The following is a 17,114-nucleotide window of genomic DNA, read 5'->3' as shown; positions in this document are numbered from 1 at the left end:
AACCAACATCAGTCACGTGATTGCCGTGTGAAGTGTAAGAACCTTTGGGGGCCCTCAGGCAAGAACTAGAATTGGCGGTGTGAGCCGCTTTCTTTTGCCTACTTTTCTTTGCGGCGGCAAAGAAAAGTAGGTGCCGCCCCGCACAGGGGCGACGCGTGAAGCAAGATAACAATGCGCGGATGCCAGCGCAGAGGCTAAAAAACCCGAACCGCGGACGCCAGCAAAGGCAAAGGCAAAGGCAAAGGCAAAAGCAAAAGCAAAAGCAAATCGCGAATGCCAACGCAAACCCAGGCAAACCACCCAAACGCGTCGCAGACACAGAAAAAAGGAGCCACCGCAATGCCAGAAACAACGATCAGCCGCTACCCCGTCCCGACCCCGGGCGAATGGCCCGACGACATCCGCGCCCGGATACTGGAAGTCCAAGCCAAAGCAGGCTTCGTCCCGAACGTCTTCCTCACACTCGCGCACCGCCCGGACGAATTCCGGGCCTTCTTCGCCTACCACGACGCCCTCATGCTAAAAGAAGGCGGCCTCACCAAAGGCGAGCGCGAAATGATCGTAGTCGCAACGAGCGCGGTAAACAACTGCCTCTACTGCGTCGTAGCGCACGGCGCAATCCTGCGCATCTACGAGAAGCAACCGCTGCTAGCAGATCAACTAGCCGTGAATCACCGCAAGGCCGACATCACCCCACGTCAGAAAGCGATGCTGGATTTCGCCATCAAGGTGTGCCGAGACTCGGCAGCCACGAACGACGAAGATTTCAACACACTGCGCACGCACGGCTTCAGCGATGCCGACATCTGGGACATCACCGCCATCACCGCATTCTTCGGCCTGTCGAACCGCATGGCGAACGTCATCTCGATGCGGCCCAACGACGAGTTCTACCTGATGGGCCGCGTCCCACGCGAATAGAACAAAACGGGGAGCGCTATTGCTCCATCGCCTGCGAGCGCGGCGCCAGCGGCGACGACATCAGCGCCTCCAGCGACATCGGCCGCGCCAGGTGATAGCCCTGCCCGTGCGCCGCGCCGATCGTGCGCAACAGTTCGAGCGTCGCCTGATCCTCGATGCCCTCGGCAACGACCGTCAACTCCAGCGATTCCGCCATCCGCACGATCGCGCGCACAATCGCGCGGCTGCGCGCGCTCTGCGTCAATTCGAACACGAACGACTTGTCGATCTTCAGACCACTGAATCGATACTGATGCACATAGCTCAATGAAGAAAAGCCCGTGCCGAAATCGTCGAGCACGACACACATGCCGTTATCCGCGAGACTTTGCATCGTCGTGCGTGCAAGGTCCGGCTCGGCAACGAGCGCGCCTTCCGTCAGTTCAAGCGAAATGCGCGAAGGATGCACGCCATAGCGCTTCAACAGTTCGAGCAGTTCGTCCGCGAACTCGGGGCGCGTGATGCTGTAGCTCGACAGATTCACCTGCACGGGCGGCCAGTCGATATGCTCCGGCTGCGCGAGAATCTCCGCCACGCGCGTCAGCATGTACATGTCCAGACGCCCGATCAGCTTCAGCCCTTCCACCGCGGGCAAGAAACGCCCCGGCGCCCACACCTCGCCGTTCGGCTGCCGCCAGCGGATCAACGCCTCCAGCGCGACCAGTTGCCCGCTGCCAATATCGACGATCGGCTGGAAATACGGCACCAGTTCGTCGTCGCGCTTGAGCGCGTTGCGCAGTGCGCCCTCCGTTTCGATCTGATCCGACAGCTCACGGCGCATCTGATGGTTGAACACCGCGAAGCTGTCGCGGCCGCGATTCTTCACGCGGTACATCGCCGCATCGGCGTCGCGCAGCAGATCGGCGGGCTCGCGGTGATGTGCGCTGTCCGCGCTCACCACGCCGACGCTGCATGACGTGAACACCGTCTGCTCGCCGATGTTGAACGGGGTATCGAAGGCCGCAAGAATGCGCTCCGCCAGCGCCAATACCGTTTGCAGGCTCGCCCCCGGCACCACGACGGCGAACTCGTCGCCGCCCAGCCGCGCGAGCAGATCGTCGCGCCGCAAGCATTCACGCAGCCGCCCCGCTACCTCGACGAGCAATGCATCGCCGAACAGATGGCCAAGGCTGTCGTTGACCACCTTGAAACGGTCGAGGTCGATGAACAGCACGGACAACGGATCGCCGCGCCTGCTGTAGCCATGCCAGGCCGCTTCGAGCCGCTCGTACAGATGCGAGCGGTTCGGCAGGCCCGTCAGCGCGTCGTGATAGTTCTCGTGCAACAGCCGCGCGTTGGCCGCGTCGAGTTCCTGCGTGCGCGCGAGCACGCGCGCTTCGAGTTCGAGATTCGCCGCTTGCTGCGCCTCGGCGACGCGCCGCCGCGACAGCGCCGTATCGATGTGGCGCGACACGAAGGTCAGCAGTTCCTGATCCCGCCCGTCATAACGCACGCTCGATGAATAGCTCTGCACCACCAGCACGCCACGCACCACGTTGCCGTCGAAAAGCGGCACACCAAGCCACGAGCGCAAGCGGATGTTCTCGCTGTCCAGCTTGATCTCGCCCGCCTCGACGAGACGCACCGCGTCGCTGGTGTCGAGCAGGCAAGGCACGCGCTGGCGGATCACATATTCCGTCAGCCCGCGCTCGCGGCGGCGCGGCACAGGCACGTCGTGCTGCGTTTCGTCGATGTAATACGGAAACGACACTTCCGCCGTCGCAGGTTCGAACAGCGCAATATAGAAGTTCTTCGCATACAGCAGCCCGCCGACGATCGCATGCAGGCTGCGAAAGAACTTGCCGATATCGACGGATTGACTCGACAGCTCGGCGATCTCGAACAACGCTGCCTGCAGGTGCTGGGCACGCTCGCGCTCGGCGATTTCCGCGCGCAGCGTGTCGTTCAGCCGCGACAGTTCGGCCGTGCGGCGCGCCACTTCGGCTTCGAGGCCGACGCGGTGCAGAATGCGGTCGAGCGCCATGGCCACGTGCCGCGCGACGACGAGGAACAGCGCGCGGTCCTCGGCGCTATAGATGCGCGACGCGTCGTACACCTGCATCGTCAGCATGCCGAACACTTCGTCCGAGGCGTTTTTCAGCGGCGCGCCCATCCAGAACTTCGGCCGGTGCCCGACGCAGTAAAAACGTCCCGTCGCGGCCGCGTCGATGATGCCCTTCTCGTCGATCAGCAACGGCTGGCCCGTGGTCAGCACGTATCCCGTGAGCGACAGGCGCTCGGGGTCGACCATGTCCATGTGATTCGTATCGACAGCCTCGGTGTCGATCAGGTCGATGTAATACGGATACGTGACGGCGCCCGTTTCGCCGTCGTAGAGCGCGAGATAGAAATTCTCCGCGTCGATCAGCGTACCGAGACGCTCGTGAATCGCCTGCAGGAACTCGCCGCGCTCGCTGATCGAACTCGCGAGATACGCGATGTCGTACAGCACGCGTTGCACGTTTTGCGCGCGCACCAGCGCATCGGCCTGCATCTGTTCGCCGATCGCGCGCGCCAGCGCTGCAAAGGCGGGGTCGGCCGCAAGCGACACGGGCGCAAGCAGCCAGCCGAGCGCGAGGTCGCTGCGGCCCGTCGGCCACGCGAACCAGCCGCGCTCCACGCAGGCGTCGTGCAGCATCCCGGGCACGATCGTGCGCGGCCAGTCGAAGGGCGTCGCGCCTTCGCGCACCAGATCGAGATGCTGGCCTGCGCGATACCACGCCCACGGCACGCCGAGTGCCTCCACCACGCGCGCCGCCTCGTCGATCGATTGCGATCCCGTCCCGTCTGCCGACAGCTCGGCATTCCACATAAATCAGCCCTCGTGCCGTCCCGTGATTGTTTTGCGCCTCGAACTGTTATATCGACGTAAGCAACAGCAAACTTGATGTATCCGGCCCGCAAAAAAATGCCTCAAGCACACGAAAACGTTTGCTTGAACATTTTTCGCATGCGGTTTTGCCCTGATTGCTGCGGAATGGGATTTGCTGTTTAGCTGACGTCCGCGCCGCTCACTCGAGGCGATCTTCGCCCGGCATACACGGCGCATCAGCATCCGTTCGAGGAGCAGACATGCAAGCAGATACGAGAGGCGCGGTGCACGCGGACGTGTTCCGGCTCGGCCCGCGCGACTGGGTGCCGAATAATGCGCATCTTCCCGTCATTCTGTATCGGGACGTGCTGGAACCCGACGCCTCGGGCGACGGCGAGCGGCTCGCCAACGCGTTCGAAGCGATGTTCCAGCGCAACGGCTGGCCGCCGAAATGGCGCAACGGCATCTTCGACTATCACCACTTCCATTCGTCGGCGCATGAAGTGCTGGGCATCGCCGCGGGCGCGGCGGATGTGATCGTGGGCGGCCCGGGCGGCCGGGTCGTGCATCTGGAAGCGGGCGACGTGATTCTGCTGCCGGCGGGCACCGGACATTGCCTCGAATCGTCGAGCGGGCCGCTCAATGTGATCGGCGCGTATCCGCCGGGCCAGCAATGGGACATCCGGCGCGACGCATTGACCGCCGCGGAACGCGCCGCGATGGAAGCCTTGCCGTTTCCGCACAGCGACCCTGTGCGGGGCGCACAGGGTCCGTTGATCGAGCACTGGCTGAACGAGGCGTAAGCGTTATCCGCGCTGGGTTTGCCTCGTCATGGTGCAGCGTGTCAGTGTTGCAAGCCCCAGCGGCGCACGGTCACGCGCTCCAGCGTGTCGAACACCAGATGCTCGACCAGCAGGCCGATCGCGATGACGGCGGCGAGTCCCGCGAACACGCGGTCGGTGTAGAGCTCGTTGCGGTTCTGGAAAATGTACCAGCCGAGTCCCCCGTTACCGCTGCTCGCGCCGAACACGAGTTCGGCGGCGATCAGCGTGCGCCATGCAAAAGCCCAGCCGACACGCAGGCCCGCGAGAATCGACGGCAGCGCGGCGGGCACGAGTATCAGCACGACATGGCGCAAACCCGTCAGGCCATAGTTGCGGCCCGCCATCCGCAAGGTCGCGGGCACGGCGCGAAAACCCGAATACGTGTTGAGCGCAAGCGGCCACAGCACGGCATGCACCAGCACGAACAGCAGACTGCCCGTGCCGAGGCCGAACCACAGCAACGCGAGCGGCAGCAAGGCGATCGACGGCAACGGATTGAACATCGCGGTGAGCATCGACAGCAGATCGCGGCCGATGCGCGTCGACACGGCAAGCGAGGTCAGCACGAACGCGAGCGCGACGCCAAGCAGATAGCCGCGCAACAGCACCGACATCGACACGGCTGTTTTCTGCAGCAGTTCGCCCGACGCGATACCCTGCACGAATGCGAGGAAGGTCGCGCCGAAAGTCGGCAGCAGCAGGTCGTTGTTGATGGCGCGCGCAGCGATTTCCCACACGGCGATCAGCACGATCGCGATGATCGTCTTGCTCAGCCACGTCTGGTTGGCGAGGCGCCGCGCGAGCGGCAGCGGCGCTTCGACGGCAAGCTCGCCGACGGGTTCGAGCGGCCGCTCGTATTCGGCGCGCACGGGCGGCAACAAGGTGGAAGGCGTGCTCATCGGGCGGACTCCGTCTCTTCGAACAACAGGCGATGAATCTGCGCGACGCGATGCTGGAAGTCGCTGCGGCCGAAACTATCCTGCGTGTACTGATGGCTGTTGAGTTCGGCGCGCACGCGCCCCGGATGCGGCGACAACAACAGAATGCGGCTGCCGACAATCAGCGCTTCCTCGATCGAATGCGTGACGAACAGCAGCGTGAAGCGCACTTCTTCCCACAGGCGCAGCAACTCTTCCTGCATCTTGCGACGCGTGAGTGCATCGAGCGCGGCGAACGGCTCGTCCATCAGCAGCACGCGCGGCTGCATCGCGAGCGCACGCGCAATCGCGACGCGCTGCTTCATGCCGCCCGACAGCGTGTGCGGATAGGCATCGGCGAAGGCGGCGAGGCCGACCTTGTCGAGATAATGCTGCGCGCGCTCTTTAGCCTCGGCGCGGCTCAGCTTCTTCGCCGCGCGCAACGGGAACGCAATGTTCTCCAGCACCGTCTTCCACGGCGGCAATTGATCGAACTCCTGGAACACGACGATGCGATCGGCGCCCGGCTCGCGCACCGTTTCGCCGTCGAGCGTAATCGTGCCCGACGCCGGCTTGATGAATCCGCCCACGGCTTTCAGCAAGGTCGACTTGCCGCAGCCCGACGGGCCGAGCAGCACGAAGCGATCGCCGCCGTAGACGTCGAAGCTGACGTCGTGCGTGGCGCGCACCACGCGCTCGCGCGTGCGGTATTCGAGACTGACGCGATCGACGGCAAGCAGCCGGCTCGAATGCGCCGGCCCGGTTGCCTGCGTCGCGGCAGATTCAGGGAAAAGCACGGAAGGATTCGCGACCATTAGCGCGCCCCGTTGAGTTGAACTGCGTGCGAGATGACTTTCACAATGACGGCACCGCATAAGCAAAACGACAACATACGGTGAGCCTCCGCAAAGACCAACCAATGAATGTAGATATTCAATGCGCGCTGATGCATAAGCGCCGTAAATGGCGCTATGACAGCCGTCGCATCCTGTTTAGCATCGCGATTTCATTCGCCCCAGAAACGAAAAAACCCGCTGAAACAGCGGGTTTTTTCTGCAACGCGGGCGAGGTCAGCTCCCGGCCGCCGTTGCCGGGTCGTCGAAGAAGTAGTCCTTCCACGACTTCGGTTCGTTGCGAATCGCGCCGACGCGATACATGAACTGTGCAAGCGCGAACGTGTTTTGCGGCGCGATCTTGAATTGCACCTGCGGATTGCGGATCACCGAAAGCAGTAGATGTCGATCCGTCTTCGCCTGATTCACGCGAATGTAGATATCGGCGGCGGCGTCCGGATTCGCCGTGACGAATTGCGCCGCATCGGCCAGTCCGTTGACGAACGCGCGATACGTCTTCGGGTTCTCGCTACGGAACTTCTCCGTCGCATACAGCACGGTTGCCGAGCTCGGACCGCCCAGCACATCATAAGAATTCAGCACGATATGCGCTTTCGGATTCGCGGCCAGTTCCTGTTCCTGGAACGGCGGATTGCCGAAGTGCCCCGTGATTTCCGTGCCGCCCGCAATGATCGCGGCGGCCGCATCCGGGTGCGGCACGGCTTGCGTGAGCTTGTCGAGACGGTTGTATTCCTTGTCGCCCCAGCGCTTCGCGGCCGCGAACTGCAACACGCGCGATTGCACGGAAACCGTGACGGCGGGCAACGCAATGCGGTCCTTGTCGGTGAAGTCGGCAATCGTCTTCACGTTCGGGTTGTTCGACACGAGGTAGTACGGCAGATTGCCGAGCGACGCGACGCCCTTCACGTTCTGCTTGCCGTGCGTGCGGTCCCAGATCGTGAGCAAGGGACCCACGCCTGCACCCGCGATGTCGACCGAGCCCGACAGCAGCGCGTCGTTCACGGCCGAACCGCCCGACAGCTTCACCCAGTCGACCTTGATGTCGAGCCCTTCCTTGCGCCCTTCCTTCTCGATGAACTGCTGATCGCGCGCGACGTTCAGCAGCAAATAGACAATGCCGAACTGTTCGGCGACACGGATCTGCCCTTCAGCGCGCGCGTCGAGCGACATGCCCAGACTGGTTGCGCCGAGCGACAACGCGAGCATCGTCGACACGAAACGGCGAGCGAAAGAAGGCCGCGCCGCGGCCGGGCGAAATGAAAACTGCATCGGAACTCCGGGTGAAAACGGGAATGGGGACGGCGCGTGACTCAGAACGGCGCGTTGCCTTCGATCGTCGTGCGATACAGCTTGCGGCGCAGATGATCGGGCGTGCCTGCGGCGAGATGCATCAGCGAGCGGTTGTCCCAGAACACGAGATCGTGCTCCGACCACGCGTGACGGTAGATATGTTCGTCACGCACGCTGTGCGCAAACAGTGCTTCCAGCAACTCGCGGCTTTCGTCTTCTGGCAGGCCGACGATATGCGTCGTGAAATGCTCGCTGACGAACAGCGCCTTGCGGCCCGTTTCCGGATGCGTGCGCACGATGGGATGCACGACGGGCTTCACTTCGGCGATCTGCTCGGCCGACAGGTTCGGCCGCCACGGACTGCGCTTCTGCAATTCCGCGTATTTGGCGAGATACGTGTGTTCGGCCGTGCGTCCCTCGACGGCCTTGCGCAAATGCTCGGGCAGCGTGTCCCACGCCAGATGCATGTTGGCGAACAGCGTATCGCCGCCTTCCGAAGGCAGTTCCTGCGCGTGCAGCAGCGAGCCGAGACTCGGCTTCTCCTTGTACGACAGGTCCGAATGCCAGAAGTGGCCGGCGTCGCCGAGTCCGATAGGCTGGCCGTTCTCGCGAATGTTCGACACGATCAGCACTTCAGGGTGACCGGGCAACTGAAACTGGTGCAGCACGTGAATCTGCAGCGGCCCAAAACGGCGGCTGAAGTCGATGTGCTGTGCGGGCGTGATCTGCTGATCGCGAAACACCAGCACGTGATAGTCGAGATGCGCGCGGTGAATGCGCGCGAAATCTTCGGCGGAAAGCGGCTGGTTCAGATCGAGGCCGAGCACTTCGGCGCCCACGGGCGCATCGAACGGAACGATTTCGAGCGGCCGGCGCACGCCAGCCGGGTGCACGCGCGGCGCGGCGTGTTGAGAGGACGAAACAGTGGATGTCACGCTGAATGTTCTTTGTAGGGTTGCAACGATAGACTCAATCTACGGCCAGCGTACGGGTGCGTCAACGAAGCAAATCCCATACTCATATCTGCTTTAACGATAAACGGATGGCTAGCCTGGAGAGCCGCGCGTTCTGGTTTCGCGCAATTTTGCGCGGCCGCTTCGCGGTGGGCGCGCAATTTTCAGAAACCATTGCGCTGCCTGGCCGCATGGCGGCATCGCGCGCTAGCGCACAGACGTCCGCTGACGTGCGTGACAAGTTCGGGCTACTATCAGGGACCGGCCATCGCCGGCTCAGGGTCTCGCGCCAGTTCCATGACAAAGGATGACATCCGCTCGATTGCCGTGCTGGCCGCCCTGGGCGCAGGACTGTGCTGCGCACCCGCGCATGCGCTCGAACTCGACGACCAGCTGGTCTGCAAGACCGACGCGCACACCTTCATTCAGCCGCTGCTCGAGGATCAGTACATCGACCCGAATCCGATGCGTGTCGAAGCCAATTCGGTGAACGCGTTTCGGCCGAAGCGCGGCCGCGATCTCACGGCGTTCGGCTTTCACGTCTATGCCGTGCTCGGCTATCAGCGCGACGACGCGATCTTCCGGCAAGGCAGCGGCAAGGCAGAGGCCGATTCGATCTATGGCGTCGTCGTGTCCGGTCCATCGGAGTCGGTACGCGTGCGTGTGCAACAGTCGGGCAGCGAAGCGACCGTCAAACAGGTCTTGCCTTTCATCCTGACAGCAATCGTGTGCAGCGCCGGCTGAGACTGTTGTAATTCGCCCAAATGGTGCAGGCTGCCATCAAACGGAAATCCGCTCCCAGCTAATCTCATTCGCGCAATTCATGCGTAGCGGGTTGATCGCGCGCCGCTTCGCGGCGAACTTTCCGGCGATTGTTTCGATTTGATGACTCTTTCCTGCCATGTGACGCAAGAGTCTGCTGCAGCAACAGGGCGTTAAATCGAACCCCGCGTTTTCCTATACTCGCCAGGCTGTTTTTCACTCATTGTCTGGAATAGCTGGAGCTCAACCATGAAAAGAATTCCCGCCGCAGTTGCGGTGCTCGGCGCACTGGCCGCAACGGGCGCGCACGCGCAAAGCTCGGTCACGCTGTACGGCATCATCGACGCGGGCCTGATGTACACCAACAACGTGCAGAAGAGCGGCAAGAGCGGCTCGCTGTTTCAGGCGACGAGCGGCACCATCAACGGCAGCCGCTTCGGCCTGCGCGGCGCTGAAGATCTGGGCGGAGGCTACAAGGCGATCTTCGTACTCGAAAACGGCTTCAACGTGCAGAACGGCACGCTCGGCCAGCACAGCCGTCTGTTCGGCCGCCAGGCGTATGTGGGCCTCGCCAGCGCCGACTACGGCCAGCTCACGCTGGGCCGTCAGTATGACTCGCTGGTCGACTTCGTCGCGCCGCTGTCGGGCACGGCGGGCACGTTCGGCGACACAGGCTTCGCTCACCCGTTCGACAACGACAACCTCAACCACTCGGTGCGGATGAGCAACGCCGTCAAGTACACCAGCAGCAACTACGCGGGCTTCAAGTTCGGCGCGTTGTACGCGTTCTCGAACAGCACCGACTTCGCGATCAACCGCGCGTACAGCGCGGGCGCGAGCTACCAGTGGGGTCCGTTGAACGTCGCGGCCGGCTATTTGCAGATCAACGGCTCGAACAGCACGACGAACACGGGCGGCGCAGTCGATACGGCTGAATCGGCGGCAAACGGGGTTGGCGGCTTCCAGGTCGGCGCGGGCGTCGAGCGCGTGTTCGGCGCAGGCATCAACTATGCGTTTGGTCCGGCGACGGTCGGCTTTGTCTACACGAACAGCCACTATCAGCAAACCAACGCGTTCGCGATGACGAACGGCTCGATGCACTTCGACAACTACGAACTGAACGCCAAGTATCAGTTCACGCCCGCGATTACGTTCGGCATCACCGACACCTACACCGACGGCCACATCAGCGGCTCGCCGACCTTCGGTTCCGATCCGAAGTTCAACCAGGTCAATGCGCAGGCCATCTACGCATTCTCGAAGCGCACAGACGTCTACGCCGAAGCGATGTATCAGCACGCCATCGGACAGCACTACGTCGCGTTCATCAACACGTCGGGCGGCGCGTCGACGACGGCCAACCAGGTTGTCGCGACGATCGGCATGCGTCATCGCTTCTGAAGCGCCACGGCTTCGACTATCCGGGATTTGCGTTTCGAGGCCCGCCGCGTTCCGCGCGGCGGGTTTTTTGCGTGAACGCCGCGCCGCATCGTTCTGCGAGACGGAAGGCTGCCTTCCAGATCCGGCCGTTTTTCTCCGCGCCGGCGATCCGTAGACTTGTTTTGCCGGCTCACGCAATACAGCCGGCATCCTCGGACCGCTATTGGAGAACGTCTTGAAGTCCACCGTTGCCGCCGCCGTCGCCATGTTGACAGCGGCCTTGCTCGCCGCCGCACCCGCCCTTACGCAAGCGCAGGAACCCAGCACTCGCCTCACACGCGCACAGGTTCGCCAGGAACTCGCCGATCTGGCGTCCGTCGGCTACCATGCCGGGGGCGGCGAAGACCCGACCTATCCGTCGAAGGTGCAGGACGCGATGCAGCGGCTCGCCGCCAAACGCGCCGCCGCCGAATCCGCTTATGGCGCGGACACGTCGGGTTCGTCGCAAACGGGCGCGGCACATCCTGCCGCCCAATAACGATTCGACGGGCGCCGTGCCGCGCGACCTGCGCGGCTGTTTCCCGCCTGCGCGCGCGTCGCACGACGTGCGCGCGTCGGTGTCGCCATGTACGAACGACCGTGCGTCGTCGTAGAAACTGTGCGGCCATTGTTCGCAAGTTCAGCTAAAACCCACCCATTTAGCTAGCAATCTCCCGTTTCTCCTCGCTTCCGTCAGGCGCCAAGCCACGTCGCCGCACCCGGATCTGACTTTAAAAACAACGGTTAGACCGCAATCTCAATCCGGCTTTGTGCATCGCACCATAATTTTGTCTATAGTGGTGGGTGGACATGTCTTTCGCGTCCGCGAGAGCGCCAATCATTGACGGATAGTCCGCCCCGAAGCGGACACCAGCCCGCCGCGGCCCGCAAGGCCCGCGGTCGCTCAGGCGAGGAGAAATCACGATGTTCGATGCCGAAATCGCCGCAAAACTGCTGAACCGGTGGACGGTCAGGCCGCCGGCCGCGCATTGCGACAGCTATCTGGATCTGCTTCGCGAGGGGAATCTCCACTTCACCCATCAGATGGGCCGCGCCACGCCGGGCGGCGTCGCTTCAGAGAGTCTCTTCGATCTCGAATCGCTGGTATTCGCCGACGGCTCGCGCGCGCTTCGGCTGAAAGCGCCGGGCGCGACGCCCGACTGGACGCAGTGGGCCGCATTCGAGCCGCCGCTGCGCGCTGCGGCGAGCGCGATCGCGCCGTTCGCCGACGAGTCCTGCACGCTCGAGGCGCCCGAACGCTGAGTCATGCCGATGCGCGGTTACTGCCCTGCCTTGACGCGCTCGATCAGCGCCATCGCGGCGGCGGGATTGTGCGCCTTGTGTCCGCTGATCACGAACAGGTAGACATCGCGCGCCTTCTTCGGCGCAGCGCGGGCATAGGTATCGAGATCGTCGGGCGCGCCGCCCGCGGCCCAGGTCTGGGCACGCCCGGCCCATTTGTCGAGCGCCTTTTTTGCGTAGCCCTGCGGATTCGCCTCTTCCGTGCCCATGACGCGCGCGTAGACGAACGACGCCGTCGGGTCGGCAATCTGCGGATACTTCGAATCCCCCGCTACGACGATCGCGACACCATGCTTGCGCGCAAGCGCGACGAATGCCTCGTCGCAGAAACTCTCGTGACGCACTTCGACGGCATGGCGCAAGGTCTGCCCATCGACCTCCCCCGGCAACAATTCGAGGAAGCGGCCGAAGTCATCGGCATCGAACTGTTTGGTGGGCGGGAATTGCCAGTTGATCGGGCCGAGCTTGTTCTTCAGTTCGAGCACGCCGCTCGCGACAAAGCGATCGATGGAATCGCGGGCTTCCGCCAGCACGCGCCGGTGCGTCGCGAAACGCGGCGCCTTCAGCGCGAAGACGAAGTCGTCGGGTGTTTCGTCGTGCCACTTCGCAAAGGTGGCGGGCTTTTGCGAGCCGTAGAACGTGCCGTTGATCTCGATCGCCGTGAGCTGGCGGCTCGCGTATTCCAGTTCGCGTTTCTGCGCGAGCCCTTTCGGATAGAACAGGCCGCGCCACGGTTCGAAAGTCCAGCCGCCAATGCCGATATGAATCCGCGTTGCCTTCGACGTCTTTTTTCGAGTAGTCATGGTTCACGCCTTGGCGCATCCCGCGCGAGAGCAATGATGCACAGCATAGACGATGCAAGCGGGCATTTGCGCAACGGCACATCGTCGCATCGCGCCAATCGGAGGCGGACAAGGCACGGCGCGCCCAGCGAACACATGAGGCGCGCCCGTGCCCTTGCGGCGACGCGTGAAAGAACAGAAAGAACAGAAGATCAGAACACCGCGCGCACCACGCCGCCATCCGCGCGCAACGCCGCGCCATTGGTCGCCGACGACAGCTCCGAGCAGACGAACACGACCATGTTCGCGATTTCTTCGGGGGTCGTGAAGCGCTTGAGGATCGAGCTGGGCCGCGCCTGTTCGAAGAACTGCTTTTCGAATGCCTCGAAGGTCTGGCCGCCCGAGAGCTTGTCGATGAATTCCTCGACGCCATCCGAACTGGTCGGCCCCGGCAACACCGAGTTGACCGTCACGGCCGTGCCCGTGCATGTTTCGGCAAGACCACGTGCGAGCGCGAGCTGCGCGGTCTTGGTCAAGCCGTAATGAATCATCTCGGTTGGAATCTGGATGCCGCTTTCGCTGCTGATGAAAACGACGCGCCCCCAGTTCTTCTGCTTCATGCCGGGCAGATAGGCGCGCGACAGCTGCACGCCGGACATCACGTTCACGTTGAAGAAGCGCAGCCACTCTTCATTGGAGATTTCTTCGAACGGCTTCGGATCGAAGATGCCCATGTTGTTGACGAGTATGTCGACTTGCGGAAAGCGCTCCACGAGCCGCGCGACTTGCGCCGCGTCCGACACATCGCCGGCGAAGCCTTGCACGGTCGCGTCAGGCACCTGCGCGCGCAGCGTCTCGATGGCGTGATCGACCGATTGTTGCGAGCGGCCGTTGACGATCACGTTCACGCCTTCGCGCGCGAGCCCGACGGCGATTGCATGACCGATGCCTTTGGTCGAGCCCGTGACGAGCGCAAGCTTGTTTCTGATCTTGAGATCCATCTGGTTTCCTTTCAATCGTGGATAAACGGATCGCGGACAAGACGCGCGCAACGCGCTATCGTCCCGTCCCGCCTCGTGACGTTGTCTATCGAGTGTAGGACCGGGACGAAAATATTGCAGCCGGCGGGACACTTGCCGCGCATGGCATCTGAATCACCGGGTAGTCGGCGTTTTGCGCGACTGCGAGCACGATTGTTCAAACAGTACTAGCATCCGACTGACATTCGCCGCGCGGACGCCAACACATGTATGCATAACGCGTCGTCCACGGGCGCAATGTCCAGATAATGAGTTATCCATGCATCGAGGATACGAAAAGACGCCCATGAAATTACACACCCGGTTCGCCGCGCTGCTCGCACTCGCCTCTCCTGTCGTGTTCGCGCAAAGCAGCGTGACACTCTATGGCCGCATCGATGGCGGCATCCAGTATCTGAATCACATCGCGACGCCGTCGGGCGGCAGCACCTCGAGCTGGACGGCCGAAGGCGGCGATTGGGGCACCAGCATGCTGGGCTTAAAGGGATCGGAAGATCTTGGCGGCGGGTTGTCGTCAGTGTTCGATCTGGAAACGGGACTGCAGGTGATGAACGGCACGACGAGCGGCGGCCGGCTGTTCTCGCGCCGCGCGTATGCCGGACTCGCCGACAAGCGCTTCGGGCAGATTCAGGCGGGCCGGAACCTGTTCATCGACAGTGACGGCGTGTGGGAATTCGATCCGTTCGTGCAGCAGGCTTTCTCGTCGGCATCGCTCGTGCGCGGACGCAACTGGCAACAGACGAGCAACAACATCGAGTATCACAGCCCCGTCTTTTACGGCTTCGATGTTCAGGGGCAATACGCGCTGGGCAATCAGGCCGACGGCTTCAATCGGGGCGCGCCCGGTGAGTTCGGCCGCTCGGACGGCATCATGCTCACGTATCACTCGCAACTGTTCGACGTACGCGGCATCTACGACGAACTGCGCGACGTGAATGGACGCATGACCAACGTCTTCACGAGTTCGCGCGAATACTTTGTCGGCGCGAATGTGCGTGTATCGAAGGTGAAGATACAGGGCGCCTATACGCACCTCGCCGCGCCGGATACGCCAGCCGGTCTCGCCGACAGTGCCGACTATTACTGGCTCGGTGCAACGTGGGAAGCGACGCATCAATTGGCCGTGACGGCGGCGGCCTTCTACGTTCATCTGAGCGAAGGCTCCGGCGACGCCACGCACGATCCCGCCGGACACGCGACAATGTTCGTGCTCGGGTCCACCTACAACCTGAGCCAGCGCACCTTCCTTTACGGCACGGTCGCCTATATGCGCAACAGCAGCCACGCAAACTTCTCGCTGCTCGCAACCTCGCGCGATGCCACGGGCAGCGCGAACACGAACCCCTTGCCTGGCGAATCGCAAACGGGCGCCTACGTCGGCGTGATGCATGTCTTCTGACCGGGGCCGTCAATCGTACGAAGAATGTCCAAGGGCTCATTCCACTTGGGCATTCACGTCATGCCAATACCGGAATACCCGCCGCTGTCACGCGATTCGAGTAGTACTTCGATATGCGGCGCTTGACCACGCGCAAAGAAGCCTCCATTTGCCTACTATTGAATCGCACACTGATTCAACCTGAGACGGAAGCCAGAGATCAACACGCGCATTCGCGCTCACCGCATCTCTCCAGGTCGATTTCGATCGCAGCAATCGCGCTCCTGCCGCTGACGGGCTTGCTTCCGGCCCACGTTCAGTTCCCGACGGCAATGAGAAAGACCGCGTCACCCACGACCTGAAAGTCGTGATGCGCGGCACGCCAGCGAATGCTGCCGCAGCGATTTCAACCTTGAAGGAGGTGCCATGAAAAGCCCCATTTATGAAGAGCGTCTCGAACTGCTCGGCTTGATCGCGCGCGAAGCGCTCGGCATCGAAAGATTGACGGAGCATCCGGACGTGCTCGCCGCGCTCGAAGCGGCCTACGACGCCGGGCTGTGGGTCGGCCACAGCGTGGGCCGGGGCGAGGAAGCCTGCGTCGGCTGATGGAAAAGTGGCACGCGGGCTGTGTGACGGCCCGCGCGCGAGACAACCCGTACGACACCGCGCTACTTAAGCAGCCTTCGCGCTCGGCGCCGCGTGTGCCGGCTTTGCCGCTGGTGCGTCATCCTTCTTCTGCGCAATCTGCTCGCGCAGCTTGATCAACGCGAGAACGGTATCGATGGTCGGCGTTTCATGCCCGACCAGCCGCCCCATTTCCTGCACGACGGTCAGCAGCGGATCGATTTCCATCGGACGTCCCGCTTCGAGATCCTGCAGCATCGAGGTTTTGTGCGCGCCCACCGCGCCCGCGCCGTCGATACGCCGCTCGACATCCACCCGGAAATGCACGCCGAAACGATCGGCCACCGACTTCGCCTCGAGCATCATCGTCTTCGCGACAGCGCGCGTGCCGACGTGACTGGTGATGACATCGAGCGTTGCGTGCGTCAGTGCGCTGATCGGGTTGAAGCAGAGATTGCCCCACAGCTTCAGCCAGATTTCATCGCGGATGTTGTCGCGGATGGGCGCATCCAGTCCCGCTGAAACCATGACCTGCGACAGCGCTTCGACGCGCGCAGAGCGCGTGCCGTCCGGCTCGCCGATCGGAAACTTCTTGCCGTACACATGCTTGATCACGCCGGGCTCGACGATCTCGGCTGCCGGATAGACGACACAGCCGATCGCGCGCTGCGGTCCGAGCTTTTGCCATTGCGTGCCGCCCGGGTCGATGCTTTCGAGCGTCGTGTTCGCGAACTCGCCGCCATGCTTGTAGAAGTACCAGTACGGAATACCGTTGACGGCCGTCACAATGGCCGTCTCCGGCCCCAGCAACGGCTGCATCGCATCGACGACGCCGGGCACCGAATGCGCCTTCAGCGCGATGATCACGTAGTCCTGTGGCCCCAGTTCGCGCGGGTCCGACGAACAACGCACGTTGACGAGACGCTCGGTATCGTCGATCAGCAGACGCACACCGTTACGTTGCATTGCGGCGAGATGCGGGCCGCGTGCGACGAAACTGACATCCGCGCCCGCCAGCGCCAGTTCCGCGCCGACATAGGCGCCGATCGCGCCGGCTCCATAAACACAGATCTTCATCTATCTGCTCCCATTCCAAGAAGTGATCAGTCAGATCGAGCCGGGCGTCTCGCGACGCAGCGCGTGATCGTCATTATCGATTCATGGTCGACTCATTGGCGATGACGCGTCCGGCTCTCA

At 62.7% G+C, this 17,114-nt stretch carries 16 protein-coding genes; 8 read left to right on the top strand and 8 right to left on the bottom strand.

What is annotated here, in order from left to right; all coding sequences use genetic code 11:
• Positions 1 to 339: 339 nt before the first annotated feature.
• Positions 340 to 921, top strand: coding sequence for a peroxidase-related enzyme (locus tag C2L66_RS19675; RefSeq protein ID WP_036000946.1), 582 nt, complete (start codon positions 340 to 342; stop codon positions 919 to 921).
• Between the two features lie 16 nt (positions 922 to 937).
• Here C2L66_RS19675 and C2L66_RS19670 read toward each other — a convergent pair whose 3' ends face one another.
• A complete protein-coding gene (locus C2L66_RS19670; protein WP_060603591.1) occupies positions 938 to 3,772 on the bottom strand; it encodes a sensor domain-containing phosphodiesterase in 2,835 nt (944 codons plus the stop codon).
• Positions 3,773 to 4,032: 260 nt separating this feature from the next.
• Here C2L66_RS19670 and C2L66_RS19665 point away from each other — a divergent pair, with 260 nt between their 5' ends.
• Positions 4,033 to 4,575 carry a cupin domain-containing protein gene (locus C2L66_RS19665; RefSeq protein WP_054932585.1) on the top strand — a complete coding sequence of 181 codons (543 nt, stop codon included), beginning with the start codon at positions 4,033 to 4,035 and terminating at the stop codon, positions 4,573 to 4,575.
• Positions 4,576 to 4,616: 41 nt separating this feature from the next.
• Here C2L66_RS19665 and C2L66_RS19660 read toward each other — a convergent pair whose 3' ends face one another.
• From C2L66_RS19660 to C2L66_RS19645, 4 genes are all read right to left on the bottom strand, one after another.
• Positions 4,617 to 5,495, bottom strand: a complete 879-nt coding sequence (locus tag C2L66_RS19660) for an ABC transporter permease (protein WP_060603594.1) — start codon at positions 5,493 to 5,495, stop codon at positions 4,617 to 4,619.
• On the bottom strand, positions 5,492 to 6,328 hold the full coding sequence (locus C2L66_RS19655; RefSeq protein WP_060603597.1) for an ABC transporter ATP-binding protein: 837 nt from the start codon (positions 6,326 to 6,328) through the stop codon (positions 5,492 to 5,494). Before C2L66_RS19655 ends, C2L66_RS19660 begins: the two co-directional genes overlap by 4 nt.
• A 255-nt stretch (positions 6,329 to 6,583) precedes the next feature.
• Complete coding sequence (locus tag C2L66_RS19650) at positions 6,584 to 7,636, bottom strand: ABC transporter substrate-binding protein (RefSeq protein WP_054932588.1); 1,053 nt, start codon at positions 7,634 to 7,636, stop codon at positions 6,584 to 6,586.
• Between the two features lie 41 nt (positions 7,637 to 7,677).
• Positions 7,678 to 8,550: a TauD/TfdA dioxygenase family protein gene (locus tag C2L66_RS19645; RefSeq protein ID WP_054932589.1), complete on the bottom strand. Its 873-nt coding sequence runs from the start codon at positions 8,548 to 8,550 to the stop codon at positions 7,678 to 7,680.
• Positions 8,551 to 8,907: 357 nt separating this feature from the next.
• Between C2L66_RS19645 and C2L66_RS19640 the strand changes: the two genes are divergently transcribed.
• From C2L66_RS19640 to C2L66_RS19625, 4 genes are all read left to right on the top strand, one after another.
• A complete protein-coding gene (locus tag C2L66_RS19640) occupies positions 8,908 to 9,354 on the top strand; it encodes a hypothetical protein (protein ID WP_054932590.1) in 447 nt (148 codons plus the stop codon).
• Between the two features lie 267 nt (positions 9,355 to 9,621).
• Positions 9,622 to 10,773: a porin gene (locus tag C2L66_RS19635; RefSeq protein ID WP_054932591.1), complete on the top strand. Its 1,152-nt coding sequence runs from the start codon at positions 9,622 to 9,624 to the stop codon at positions 10,771 to 10,773.
• 214 nt (positions 10,774 to 10,987) lie between these two features.
• Positions 10,988 to 11,290 carry a DUF4148 domain-containing protein gene (locus tag C2L66_RS19630; protein ID WP_082670457.1) on the top strand — a complete coding sequence of 101 codons (303 nt, stop codon included), beginning with the start codon at positions 10,988 to 10,990 and terminating at the stop codon, positions 11,288 to 11,290.
• 425 nt (positions 11,291 to 11,715) lie between these two features.
• Positions 11,716 to 12,054: a hypothetical protein gene (locus C2L66_RS19625; protein ID WP_054932592.1), complete on the top strand. Its 339-nt coding sequence runs from the start codon at positions 11,716 to 11,718 to the stop codon at positions 12,052 to 12,054.
• Between the two features lie 17 nt (positions 12,055 to 12,071).
• On the opposite strand, the gene C2L66_RS19620 is transcribed toward C2L66_RS19625, so the two are convergent.
• Both C2L66_RS19620 and C2L66_RS19615 read right to left on the bottom strand, forming a co-directional pair.
• Positions 12,072 to 12,896, bottom strand: coding sequence for a DUF72 domain-containing protein (locus C2L66_RS19620; RefSeq protein ID WP_060603599.1), 825 nt, complete (start codon positions 12,894 to 12,896; stop codon positions 12,072 to 12,074).
• A gap of 191 nt (positions 12,897 to 13,087) precedes the next feature.
• Positions 13,088 to 13,876 carry an SDR family NAD(P)-dependent oxidoreductase gene (locus C2L66_RS19615; protein ID WP_054932594.1) on the bottom strand — a complete coding sequence of 263 codons (789 nt, stop codon included), beginning with the start codon at positions 13,874 to 13,876 and terminating at the stop codon, positions 13,088 to 13,090.
• Positions 13,877 to 14,201: 325 nt separating this feature from the next.
• On the opposite strand from C2L66_RS19615, the gene C2L66_RS19610 reads away from it, so the two are divergent.
• Both C2L66_RS19610 and C2L66_RS19605 read left to right on the top strand, forming a co-directional pair.
• Positions 14,202 to 15,314, top strand: a complete 1,113-nt coding sequence (locus C2L66_RS19610) for a porin (RefSeq protein ID WP_054932595.1) — start codon at positions 14,202 to 14,204, stop codon at positions 15,312 to 15,314.
• 405 nt (positions 15,315 to 15,719) lie between these two features.
• On the top strand, positions 15,720 to 15,899 hold the full coding sequence (locus C2L66_RS19605) for a hypothetical protein (protein WP_054932596.1): 180 nt from the start codon (positions 15,720 to 15,722) through the stop codon (positions 15,897 to 15,899).
• Between the two features lie 66 nt (positions 15,900 to 15,965).
• Here C2L66_RS19605 and C2L66_RS19600 read toward each other — a convergent pair whose 3' ends face one another.
• Positions 15,966 to 16,994: a 2-dehydropantoate 2-reductase gene (locus C2L66_RS19600; RefSeq protein ID WP_054932597.1), complete on the bottom strand. Its 1,029-nt coding sequence runs from the start codon at positions 16,992 to 16,994 to the stop codon at positions 15,966 to 15,968.
• Positions 16,995 to 17,114 lie beyond the last annotated feature (120 nt).

This window comes from Paraburkholderia caribensis, assembly GCF_002902945.1.
GTDB classification, from domain to species: Bacteria; Pseudomonadota; Gammaproteobacteria; order Burkholderiales; family Burkholderiaceae; genus Paraburkholderia; species Paraburkholderia caribensis.
Note: the sequence above shows the minus strand (reverse complement) of the source record. Positions and strands in the feature narration are given on the sequence as shown.